9 protein-coding genes are annotated in these 11,397 nt (G+C 61.5%); 2 read left to right on the forward strand and 7 right to left on the reverse strand.

Features of this window, described 5'->3' with window-relative positions:
* The first annotated feature begins 2 nt into the window (after positions 1–2).
* Positions 3–1,235 carry an organoarsenical effux MFS transporter ArsJ gene (gene arsJ, locus ACN0VL_RS05625; protein WP_417615348.1) on the forward strand — a complete coding sequence of 411 codons (1,233 nt, stop codon included), beginning with the start codon at positions 3–5 and terminating at the stop codon, positions 1,233–1,235.
* A 259-nt stretch (positions 1,236–1,494) separates the two neighbouring features.
* On the opposite strand, the gene ACN0VL_RS05630 is transcribed toward arsJ, so the two are convergent.
* The 7 genes from ACN0VL_RS05630 to ACN0VL_RS05660 form a co-directional block, all read right to left on the reverse strand.
* Complete coding sequence (locus ACN0VL_RS05630; protein ID WP_417615350.1) at positions 1,495–2,361, reverse strand: patatin-like phospholipase family protein; 867 nt, start codon at positions 2,359–2,361, stop codon at positions 1,495–1,497.
* A gap of 10 nt (positions 2,362–2,371) precedes the next feature.
* A complete protein-coding gene (locus ACN0VL_RS05635; protein ID WP_417615352.1) occupies positions 2,372–3,112 on the reverse strand; it encodes a DUF6969 family protein in 741 nt (246 codons plus the stop codon).
* An 8-nt stretch (positions 3,113–3,120) separates the two neighbouring features.
* Positions 3,121–4,134, reverse strand: a complete 1,014-nt coding sequence (locus ACN0VL_RS05640) for a c-type cytochrome (RefSeq protein WP_417615354.1) — start codon at positions 4,132–4,134, stop codon at positions 3,121–3,123.
* A gap of 182 nt (positions 4,135–4,316) precedes the next feature.
* Positions 4,317–7,412, reverse strand: coding sequence for an efflux RND transporter permease subunit (locus ACN0VL_RS05645; RefSeq protein ID WP_417615356.1), 3,096 nt, complete (start codon positions 7,410–7,412; stop codon positions 4,317–4,319).
* A gap of 3 nt (positions 7,413–7,415) precedes the next feature.
* Entirely contained in the window at positions 7,416–8,555 is a 1,140-nt protein-coding gene (locus ACN0VL_RS05650) for an efflux RND transporter periplasmic adaptor subunit (protein ID WP_417615358.1), read from the reverse strand.
* Positions 8,556–8,606: 51 nt separating this feature from the next.
* Positions 8,607–9,335, reverse strand: a complete 729-nt coding sequence (locus tag ACN0VL_RS05655; RefSeq protein WP_417615360.1) for a cytochrome c biogenesis CcdA family protein — start codon at positions 9,333–9,335, stop codon at positions 8,607–8,609.
* A 10-nt stretch (positions 9,336–9,345) separates the two neighbouring features.
* Positions 9,346–9,729: a thioredoxin family protein gene (locus ACN0VL_RS05660; RefSeq protein WP_417615362.1), complete on the reverse strand. Its 384-nt coding sequence runs from the start codon at positions 9,727–9,729 to the stop codon at positions 9,346–9,348.
* Positions 9,730–9,952: 223 nt separating this feature from the next.
* Between ACN0VL_RS05660 and ACN0VL_RS05665 the strand changes: the two genes are divergently transcribed.
* Positions 9,953–10,930, forward strand: a complete 978-nt coding sequence (locus tag ACN0VL_RS05665) for a DUF3179 domain-containing protein (protein WP_417615364.1) — start codon at positions 9,953–9,955, stop codon at positions 10,928–10,930.
* Positions 10,931–11,397: the final 467 nt, after the last annotated feature.

An 11,397-nucleotide genomic window follows, 5' to 3' on the forward strand; every position in this document is an offset into this window, starting at 1 on the left:
TCATGCTTGCCGGTCTCTCACCGCAAATTCGCCAGTATCTGCTGGTCACCGGCAACTACTGGGCTTTTACCCTCACCGACGGCGCCCTGCGCATGCTGGTGGTGCTCTACTTCCATGGCCTGGGCTACCAACCACTGGAAATCGCCCTGCTGTTTCTGTTCTACGAAGTTTTCGGGGTGATCACCAACCTGGTGGGCGGCTGGCTGGGTGCCAGACTGGGGCTGAACCGCACCATGAATCTGGGGCTGGCGTTGCAGGTTGTGGCGCTGGCCATGCTGCTGGTGCCGCTGGCATGGCTGACCGTGCCCTGGGTGATGGCTGCCCAGGCGCTGTCGGGTATCGCCAAGGATCTGAATAAGATGAGCGCCAAGAGCAGCATCAAGCTGCTGGTGCCGAGTCAGGCCCAGGGCACCCTGTATAAATGGGTGGCGGTGCTCACCGGCTCCAAGAATGCACTCAAGGGGATCGGCTTCTTCCTGGGCGGCGCCCTGCTGGCCGGGTTCGGCTTTCAGGGGGCCGTGGCCGCCATGGCGGTGGCGCTGGCGCTGGTCTGGCTGTTCAGCATCTTGATGTTGCAGCGGGATCTGGGCAAGGCCAAAAACAAGCCCAAATTCAGTGAAATCTTCTCCAAGAGCCGGGCCATCAACCTGCTGTCGGCCGCCCGGCTATTCCTGTTCGGCGCCCGGGACGTCTGGTTTGTGGTCGCACTGCCGGTGTTTCTGGCCAGCCAGCTCGGCTGGGAACAGTGGCGGGTAGGCGGCTTTCTGGCGATGTGGGTGATTGGTTACGGCATAGTACAGTCGCTGGCACCCCACCTTACCGGCAAGCGTTCCGGCAAGGTTCCGGACGGGCGTAGCGCCTTTGTGTGGGCCGCGGCCTTGTGCCTGATCCCGGTGCTGATCGCCCTGGGGCTGAACAGCGAACTGGATGTGGAGCTCAGTCTGCTGGGGGGCCTGCTGCTGTTTGGCGTGCTGTTCGCCGTCAATTCTTCCCTGCACAGCTATCTGATCGTCAGCTATGCCAGCGAAGACGGTGTGTCTCTGGATGTGGGCTTCTACTACATGGCCAATGCCATGGGCCGGCTGATCGGCACCCTGCTCTCGGGCTGGGTCTACCAGATGGCCGGCCTGGCCGCCTGCTTGTGGATCTCCAGCGCCTTTATCGCCCTGGCGGCACTGATCTCCCTGGCCCTGCCCAGGCACGGGACAAGCGACAAGGTAAGCAATATCTCATAACTGATGCGAACTCAGGGGCTCGTTTGCCTTTATCGTCACCCCCGCAAAATAATCGTCCCCCCGCGAGATAATCGTCACCCCCGCGAAATAATCGTCACCCCCGCGAAGGCGGGGGCCCAGTTCCTTTGCAGGCGCCCCGCAGACTGGCAGTTCAGCGCCACTGGTTCTGGATTCCCGCCTTCGCGGGAATGACAAGAGAGGGGGGGAATAGCGGCATAACAACACCTGTTATGCCGGACTGCTTAAGCGGGAAGCGGGTTCAATGGTGGTGGGGCCTCAGGGTGTGGGGCACTCCTTGTGTTTCCAACCCGCCCTGCTCCATCCAGTGCAGTGTATGCGTTCGGGCACGGCGTAACAGCTCGGCGGTCGCCGAAAAGTCAAACACCGACACCGCCAGTGGACACAAGGGCGTCACCACATGGATGACGGCTCGCGACTGATAATGCTCTACATCCCGCGCCAGTTGCCACATGCTGAGCAAATTCAGGGTGTGCAGCGCCAGCGACACCATGCGTTCGGGCACTCCCGGGGAGGTGCAACCAAAGCCGGTAGGCAATACCAGCAGCCGCTCGGCGCCCAGCTCCACGGCGCTGGCGATGGGCGTATTGCTGGCCACGCTGCCATCCATTAGCGCCTGCCCCTCGATCACCTGGTGGGGGAAAACCAGCGGAATGGCCGAACTGGCCAGCAGGGCCTCAACCAGCGAACCGCTCGACAACAAGGCCTCTTTACCGGTCAGCAGGTCGGTCGCCACTATATGCAGCGGCAACTCGGTTTGTTCGATGCGCGCCACCGGCAGCTTGTTGCGCAGCAACCGGGCCAGGGCATCGGCCTGAGCGATGTGATTATGCCCCATCAGCAAGGATTTTAGGGTGGTAAAGGCATGGATAGGAAACACATCTTCGCTGCGCAATGCCAGCCAGAGCGCAGCCAACTCCTCTACCCCCTGCTCATGAGGCCGGGCGGCAAAATAAGCACCATTGATGGCACCCACCGAGGAACCCACCACCATGTCTACCTGCACCCCCGACTCGACCAGTGCCTGCAACATGCCCACCTGTACCGCGCCCAAACTGCCGCCACCGGCCAGTACCAACGCCGTCTTGCCCGCATGTTCCCCACTCATAAACGCCTCCTTATCCAGGCACCGCCTCCAGTTCGGCCAGCCAGCCATCTACCGAAATCGGCAGCTGGCCGGTGATCTCCAGCTGCCGGTTTTCAAATATATCCTGGTCGGGGTTGCTCGCCTGCCATTGGTCGATCACCGCATCACGATGCTTTAGCAGCGCCTCTATATGGGGGCGGAACAGCACCAGCATGTTGCTTAGCCAGATATTCACCGGCCAGGACGGGTTGGCATGATCGATAACGAAACGGTCCAGCATCGAGATCACCGCCTCGGCCGGATACCAGCTTTCATCGGTCACCCAGCGATTACAGGCGAACAGCTCGGTGGGATAACCCCAGGCGTCCATGGAGATGGCGACCAGATGGGCAATGGCCTGCTCTCCCTTGGGCCAGGGTTCGCTGGCCTGGGGGTAGTCCAGCATTTTCAGCTGGGCGGGAATGCCCGACCCGCGCAAAAAAGTATGAAAGTGGCCGTGCTCTACCCCGCCGCCGCGATGGGCATGGTAGTAATACTGGCTATGACTGTCTTTATCGAATACATCGTCGAGCGGGTAGTGGGTCATCTCGAAAAAGGTGCCCTGCCCCTTGAGCACCTCGCCCACTATGTTAACCCCGCCCTTGGTCATCACCCGGTAGCATTCCCGGATTTGGCGGCCGGCTTCACGCATCCGACCAATGTCACCGGGCGTTAAGCTGGCCGCCACCGGTGCTATCAGTGTGGGCAAGGGCTGAAGTGTCACTGTTGTCATGGGCATCCTTACTGGGATTTGGTGGCACAAGGGTTTTTAACGGCGCAGGGGTTCTTCACCGCACAGGGGTTTTTAGCCGCACAAGGATTTTTGGTCGCACAGGGGCTTTTAACGGCGCAGGGGTTCTTGACCGCACACGGATTGTTAGCCGCGCAAGGGTTCTTCACCGCACAGGGATTTTTAGCGGCGCAAGGGTTCTTGGCGGCACAGGGGTTAAACGTCGCCTGCTCCGTTTGTACATAGGCCACCAGGGCTGCCAGCTCTTTCGAATCCCATGCCAGGGGCTGGGTCGCCATGGGTGCCATCATGCAAATCTGGATCATCTCGTCCAGATGCACCTCACTCTGGCCAAACTGATCCCGTGCCATGGCTACCGGATGGGGATAGGCCATGGCAAAACTGGCCTGGTACATCATCTGGCCCTGATGACAGCTGGCACAAGACAGGCCATTACTGCTCAGGCTGGTGTCGTTAAACAGCGCCTTGCCCAGAGTTACCAGCTCGCTCTGGTCTCCCTGATAAGGCTGATAGTTAGCCGGCCGCTGTACCGCCTTGGCGGCACAGGGATTCACTGTCGCCGGCTTAGCCGCGCAAGGATTCTTGGTCGCACAGGGGTTTTTAGTGGCGCAAGGGTTGGTGGCACACGGGTTGGCCGCACACGGACTCTTCACCGCACAGGGGTTTTTAGTGGCGCACGGGTTGGCCGCACACGGACTCTTCACCGCGCAGGGGTTTTTAGTGGCGCAGGGGTTGGCCGAACACGGGCTCTTCACCGCACAGGGATTCTTAACAGCGCAAGGGTTCTGGACCGCGCAGGGATTTTTGGCGGCGCAGGGGTTGGCGGCACAAGGATTGGCAGCGCAGGGCTTCTTGCTCATGGCTACCCATTGCACGCTATTGGCGCCCGACTCGACGGCCTGCACCGGACCCGACAACGCCAGGGTTAACAGAGAAGCCGACACCAGGGCGGCAATGGGAGAAATGCGAAAATGATATTCGGACTGGCTGGGAGATCGACGCATGATTGTGTTCCTCAAGATAAGTTCGTCCATGAAAGGCTCGGGATAAAACAGGTCTTGCCAGTTTATACAGTCGCAACAGACTCCCCTGATATTACAGGCCGAATAACATTTTTGTCACATATGTTGATCATTCTCTCGCCTCGGCATAGCCTGATCCGCACCACGCAGAGACTCGGCGTCATTTATGTCTTCCGGTGCTGACGGGCGATCAGCATATAGAGCGAGGGCACCACAAACAGGGTAAACAGGGTGCCGATGGCCATGCCGCCTACCAGCACCAGGCCGATGGAATTACGCGCCGCCGCTCCCGGGCCCTCAACCAGGGTCAGCGGAAAGTGCCCCGCCACAGTGGCCACCGAGGTCATCAGCACGGGGCGAAAACGGGTCATGGCCGCCTCTTCAATCGCCGCCAGCTTGTCGTGCCCCTGCTGCTGCAGCTTGTTGGCAAACTCGACGATCAAGATGCCGTTTTTGGCAATCAGCCCCACCAGGGTCACCAGCCCGACCTGAGCGTAAATATTCAGGGTGGTGGTCCAGCCGTCGGTCCAGTAAGGCAAGTCCGGGTTGGGCATCTTCAGCACGGTGAACAGCAGCGCCCCAAACATGGCCAGCGGCACCGAGCCCAATAAAATGACCAGCGGATCGCGAAAGGAATTGAACTGCACCGCCAGCACCAGAAAAATCATCAGTATCGCCAGCCCCAGCGCCGGGAGGAACTTGCCCCCTTCGGTGCGCAACTGACGGGACTCGCCGGTGTAGTTGATGGTGTAATCCGCCGGCAACAGCTTGCGGGCGGCGGCTTCCAGCACCTTCAGACCTTCGTCCAGCCGAGGCGTCATACCCGACAGCTTGACCGCATTGAGCTGCTGAAAGCGGTTGAGGGATCGCGGCACCGTGCTGTCGCGCAGGGTGGCGATGGCGCCAAGCGGGATCAGTTGCCCACCCGGCCCCGAGATATAGATGTCGGTCAGCTGATCCGGGTTGAGCCGCTCGCCCCGCTCCAACTGGGGGATCACCTTGTAGGCCCGCCCCTGTATGTTGAAACGGTTGACATAATTGCCCCCCAGGGCCGCCCCCAAATCGGCCCCCACCTGCCGCTGGGTCAGCCCGAGGGCGGCCAGCTTCTGGTAGTCGAGCACAATTTCCGACTGAGGCTGATCCATCTTGAGATCGATCACCGGCGGAAAATAAAAGAGGCCGCTGGCCATCGCCTGCTGCTGCAGCTGCTCGGCATACACCAGCATCTGCGCCGGCTCATCGGTGGAGGCGATAATGAACTCCACCGGAAAATTGCTGCCCCCGGGCAGCGCCGCCGGCTGGCTGGCAAACACCTGCAAGCCGGGAATGGCGGACAGCCCGGCCTGCATCTCGGGCACAATTTCCCGAATGGAGCGGCTGCGCTGATCCCAGGGCTTGACCACCATGCCACTGAAGCCGCCCACCCCCAATGCCGCCGCGAACGGATCCGAAGGCGACAGCAGGATCTGGAAGGTCAGCTCCCGCTCCGGTGCATTCAGAAACACCTGCTCCGCCGCCCGCCCGAAATGGATTTTCTGATCCGCCGAGGCGTTGGCCGCATTGTTGATGATGCCGAACATAAACCCCTGATCTTCAAGCGGCGCCAGCTCCTTGGGCGAAAACAGATACATGGGCCCCACCAGCAGAGTCAGCACGGCCCACAGCACATACACGGCCGGGCGACGCTTGAGAATATGCGCCAGCCCCCGACCGTAGGCCTCGCGCACCCGGTCGAAGCGATGATTGACCCAGCCGGTAAAGCCACGCTCTTCCCGCTCGGCACTGCGTAGCAGAGTAGCGCTCATCATGGGCGACAGGGTCAGCGCCACTATGCCGGAGATGGTCACGGCCCCGGCCAGGGTGAGGGCAAATTCACGAAACAGCGAGCCGGTCAGGCCACCCTGCAGGCCGATGGGAATATACACGGCGGCCAGGGTGATGGTCATGGCGATGACCGGCCCTATCAGCTCCCGCGCACCAATCAGCGCCGCCTCCACCGGTGTGCGCCCTTCCCGCAGGTGGCGCTCGACGTTTTCCACCACCACGATGGCATCGTCCACCACCAGCCCCACCGACAACACTATGGCCAGCAGGGTCAGCAGGTTGAGGGTAAAGCCGAAGGCCTGCATCAGAAAAATAGCGCCGACAAGCGACACCGGAATGGCCACCACCGGCACCAGTACCGAGCGCCAGGAACCGAGAAACAGGAAGATGACCAGGATAACGATCAGCAGGGTGTCCATCAGGGTGCCGACCACCTCATGAATAGCGTTGTCGATGTATTCGGAGGCATCGTAGCCCAGTTTTGCCTCCAGCCCGGCGGGCAAGTCTCGGCCCAGGGCGTCCAAGTCCACCCGCACCCCCTGAATCACCTCTATGGTATTGGTATTGGGCAGCGGAAAAATACCCATAAACACCGCCGTCTGGCCGTTGAAACTGACCTCTGTGTCATAGTCCTCGGCGCCCAGCTCCACCTCGGCCACCTCCTGCAACCGCACCAGGGTATCGCCCTGCTGGCGCACCACCAGCTGCCGAAACTGCTCGGCGGTATGCAAGTCGGTATTGGCGGTCAGATACACCTGCACCTGAGCCCCCTTGGTGCTGCCCACCGCCGACAGAAAGTTGTTGGCGGCCAGCGCCGCGCTCACCTGAGACGGGCTGATATTGAGCGCCGCCATGCGCTCCGGTTTCAGCCAGACCCGCATGGCAAAGGTGCGCGCCCCGAAGATCTCGGCCCGCTGCACCCCTGCCAGCGCCGCCAGCCGGGGCTGTACCACCCGCACCAGATAGTCGGTGATTTCACTCTGGGACAGTCGCTCGGACGAAAAACTGAGATAGGCGGCGGCAAATTCCGAGTCCGCCGACTGCACGCTGATCGCCGGCACCTCCGCCTCGACCGGCAGTTCGTTGCGCACCTGATTGACCTTGGCGGTAATATCAGCCAGCGCCCGGGTCGGCTCGTAGTTGAGCTTGAGCCGGGCGGTGACCAGCGACAGACCGAGCAGACTCTTGGACTCCACATAGTCAATGCCGTCGGCAGAGGCAATGGCGCCTTCGATGGCGGTGGTCACGAACCCGCGCACCACCTCGGCACTGGCGCCAATATAGGGGGTGGCGACAATCACGGAGGCATTCTCGCTTTGCGGATACTGGCGCACGCTCAGCGACCACCAGGCCTGCAGACCGGCAATCACTATCACTATGCTGACCACCAGCGCCAGCACGGGACGACGAACGAAGATATCGGTAAAGGCGGCCATGGCTCAGCTGTTACCGGGCTGGGGGTCGAGTTTGAAGGCCGGCGCCAGGCTGTTGTCGACCACCACCGCCATCCCCGGGCGCAACTTGAACACGCCGGTAGATACCACCCGTTCATCCACCGCCAGCCCCTCGGTGATGGCCACGAAGTCACCGCGCCGGGCGCCGAGGCGGACCGTACGCGACTGCACCACCAGCGACGAGGCCCCATCGGCCCCTTGCTCTCCCTCTTCCAGCACGAACACCGCATCGCCATAGGGGCCATGTACCACCGCCGTCTGCGGGATCAGCAAGACGGACTCCGAGCGTGCCAGCTGCATGTCAACCGCCACAAACATGCCGGGCCGCAAGCGACCATCCGGATTGGCCAGGGTCGCCTGGGCCCGAATGCTGCGGGTCACGGCGTCTATTTCGGGATTGAAGGCGGTCACCTTGCCCGTAAATTGCTGCTCGGGATAGCTGTCGGAGCTCACCGTGACCGCCAGGCCCTGCTTCAGTTCGGCCAGCTGTTGTTGAGGCAGGGAAAAGTCCACATACACGGGGTCGAGGGACTGCAGCGACACCACGGCGCTGCCCTTGTCGAGAAACTGGCCCAGGCTTATCTGACGGATACCCAGTTGTCCGGCAAAGGGCGCGCGCAGGTTTTTCTTGTTGATCAGGGCGCGGAAAAAATCGACCCGGGCATCAGTCTGCTTCAGGTTGGCGGCCACCTGATCAAACTCGCTCCGGGCAATACTGCCGCTTTTGCGCAGTTGCTGCGCCCGCCGAAAGGAAAGTCGCGCCAGGGCGGCGGCAGACTCGGCCTCGCGCAGCTGTGCCTGTTCCAGCTCGGCGTCGAGCCGCAACAGCACGTCACCGGCCGCCACCCGGGCACCCGCCTCGAAGTCGATGCTTTTTACTATGCCCTCGGCCTCGATACGCAACAGGGCACCCTGCACCGCCACCACGGAGCCGACCGCCGTCACCCCAGGCTGCCAGCGTGCTTCACGCACTCTCATCATGTTGACCGGCTCCGGTGGCAGCTGCATCTGCTCGCCCGCCGTGGTCATGGCATCGAACTGGCTCAGCTTGATAATCACCAGCACAGCCACGATGGGCAGTACGATAAGCAGACCGACTCCGGCCCAAAGTAACCTTCTTGGCATCTGTACCTCGCTCGGCGGCAACCAGCCTGCCCCTGACTAAGTCTAGTCGCCTCAGAAGCGGGTGCTCAGTTCAATCAACCACATCGGGCTGATTTGCAACAGCCAGATCTCCAGCGGTTTATCCAGCCCCGTGAGCACCAGCCCCCCGATCAACAACAAGGCCAGGCCCAGCAGCGTCCGTCCCCCTCGGCCGAGGCCGGACAATCGGGCTTGTTTGCCACCCAGTCCGCTACGCGCCAGCAGGCCGACCGCCATCAACGGCAGCACGGCACCCAGGCTGAACACCAGCATGACCAGCGACACCTCGATCAGGCTCTGTCCCTGACCGGCCAGGGTAATGGCCGCTCCCAGAGTCGGTCCGATACAGGGCACCCATACCAGGCCGAGCAGCAACCCTACTCCCAGCTGGCCGGTGGTCGTGCCCGGCTGCCAGCCGCTCAGCCAGACTTGCGCCCGATTGCCGAGGCCGGCAGTGGCGGCACTGAAGCCGCGCTGTACCCGTTGGCTCAGCAACCAGATGGCCACCAATACCATCAACAGAGCCGCCAGGGTGCGCAGCATTCGGCCATCCAGCCCCAGGGCCAGCCCCACCGACGCCAGGGTGATGCCCACCAGGGTATAAGACAGGGCCATGCCTGCCGCCAGGGCAAACAGCCCCCGTCGCCGTCTGGCCATGGCCGAAGCAGCCACTATCGGCAGCAAGGGCAGCACACAGGGTGACAAGGTAGTCACCAGGCCGGCCAGCAGGCTGAGTCCGAATACCGTGATGCCGATGTCCATGGGGCACTCCTCAGTGGATCCGCTCGATAAAGCGACGCAGCCGGCCGGCGTCGGTTTCACCCAGCACCCGCCCTATCTCCCGACCTTCATCAAACAGCAACAGGGTGCTCTGTCGGTTCACTCCCAGACGTTTCAGCGCCGCCTGCTGGGTATCGAAATCCAGCCGGAGCATGATCAGCTGCTCCAGCGCCGGCTCGTCCAGCATGGGAGCCAGCACCGCCTCCTGACGCAGGCACACCGGGCACCAGTCCGCATAGACGTCCACCAGTACCGGCTGGCCTGCTGCCTGGAGTTGCTCGAATAATTGCTGACTAAAGGGCCGGATATCGGCGGCCATCACCTGGGTGCCCAGTAGCAGACCCAGCAAGAGTTGTGAGATCTTCAACAGTTTCATACGGGTTGCCCCCTTGTTTTTCATTGCGGATGAGTGGTTACCGTGAATGATGTTATTGGTGGTTTCGCGTTGCTTTGTGGATGGTCCGCTTTTGTAAACGGGTTATTAAACAGTCGCTGTAGCCGGCCGGTTTCTTACAGACTGGCGCCCGTCCGTTGCAATAAAGCCCGGTACGGCCCTGTCTTCTTTAACAAGTGCCGACAAAAATGCAGACGGAGAGTACATGATGCCAAACACCTCTGCCCGGCCCCCTCGGTTCACAACACCGCTCGGAACATGCCTGCGCTGGCTGCTGATATTGGGCTTGTTGCTATGGGGTATCCCCGGCCAGACCCAGACTCGCCTTAACGGCTTCAACCTGGACGACGCCCTGATACCGGCAGCAGAGCTACTGCCGGGCGGTCCGCCCCGGGACGGCATTCCCGCCATCGATAACCCCGGATTCATCGACGCCATACTGGCGCCCCGGGACGAGGTGATAGGGCTGGCATACCAGGGCGAGACCAAGGCCTACCCGGTGGCCATTCTCAACTGGCATGAAGTGGTGAACGACTACATAGGTGGCCAGGCAGTCGCCATCACCTATTGCCCGCTTTGTGCTACCGCCGTGGTACTGGTGGCCGAGCACCAGAGCCAGCCCCTGACTTTCGGGGTCTCCGGCCTGCTGTACAACAGCAACCTGCTGCTCTACGACCGGCAGAGCGAATCACTCTGGCCCCAGGTACTGGCTCAAGCCGTGACCGGTCCGATGAAAGGCCTGGTGCTGCCCACGCTGCCGTTGTCGTTGACCTCGTGGCAAGAGTGGCGCGAGGCGCATCCCGACACCAAGGTGCTGTCCGCCGACACCGGCTACTTTCGCAACTACGAACGCGACCCCTACCGGGAATATGCCCGACGCAATGCGCTGATGTTTCCCATCCGCAACCAAAGCCGGGCCCTGCCGCTGAAGGAGATGGTCACCGGGCTCGTGATCAACGGCGAGGCCAGGGCCTATCCCCACCGAGCCCTGCGCAACCAGACCTCGCCGCTGTACGACACCCTGGGCGGGGAGCGCATCCGTATCGAAACAGACACGAATGGCCAGCCGAGGTTTTTCAACGACAAGGGGAAACAGCTGAGCGCCCAGCCAGGCTACTGGTTTGCCTGGTATGCCTTTTATCCGAACACCCAGGTATGGGAAATCGTCCCCCCCGCGAGATAATCGTCACCCCGCGAAGGAGCGTCATCCTCGCGAAGGCGGGGACGGGGACGGGGGCCCAGTGACTTTGCAGACCAGCCGCAAACTGACAGTTCAGTGTCATATATCCTGGATTCCCGTCTGCACGGGAATGACGACAGGAGGTACACAGGAGTGACCCTCTCATAGCGTCCCCTTCGAATAACCCGTCACCCTCGAATAACCCGTCACCCCCGCGAAGGCGGGGGCCCAGTGACTTTGCAGACCAGCCGCAAACTGACAGTTCAGTGCCATATACCCTGGATTCCCGTCTGCACGGGAATGACGACAGGAGGTACACAGGAGTGACCCTCTCATAGCGTCCCCTCATAGCCAGGTTCTTAAGCATTAAAAAAATCGTAAATGTCACGTAATCCCTTGCCCTGCTTCGATTTACTTTGCTGCGATGGTTGAGCGTTTCGTCGTAAATATTTGAAAGCCCAGTCCAGGTG

This window comes from Oceanisphaera sp., from assembly GCF_048268965.1.
Lineage (GTDB): Bacteria > Pseudomonadota > Gammaproteobacteria > Enterobacterales > Aeromonadaceae > Oceanimonas.

Coding starts and splice junctions, on each gene's coding strand:
- ACN0VL_RS05635 (WP_417615352.1), bottom strand. CDS start 3,112: ATGACAACAGTGACACTTCAGCCCTTGCCCACACTGATAGCACCGGTG.
- ACN0VL_RS05640 (WP_417615354.1), bottom strand. CDS start 4,134: ATGCGTCGATCTCCCAGCCAGTCCGAATATCATTTTCGCATTTCTCCC.
- ACN0VL_RS05655 (WP_417615360.1), bottom strand. CDS start 9,335: ATGGACATCGGCATCACGGTATTCGGACTCAGCCTGCTGGCCGGCCTG.
- ACN0VL_RS05645 (WP_417615356.1), bottom strand. CDS start 7,412: ATGGCCGCCTTTACCGATATCTTCGTTCGTCGTCCCGTGCTGGCGCTG.
- ACN0VL_RS05650 (WP_417615358.1), bottom strand. CDS start 8,555: ATGCCAAGAAGGTTACTTTGGGCCGGAGTCGGTCTGCTTATCGTACTG.
- ACN0VL_RS05660 (WP_417615362.1), bottom strand. CDS start 9,729: ATGAAACTGTTGAAGATCTCACAACTCTTGCTGGGTCTGCTACTGGGC.
- ACN0VL_RS05665 (WP_417615364.1), top strand. CDS start 9,953: ATGATGCCAAACACCTCTGCCCGGCCCCCTCGGTTCACAACACCGCTC.
- arsJ (WP_417615348.1), top strand. CDS start 3: ATGCTTGCCGGTCTCTCACCGCAAATTCGCCAGTATCTGCTGGTCACC.
- ACN0VL_RS05630 (WP_417615350.1), bottom strand. CDS start 2,361: ATGAGTGGGGAACATGCGGGCAAGACGGCGTTGGTACTGGCCGGTGGC.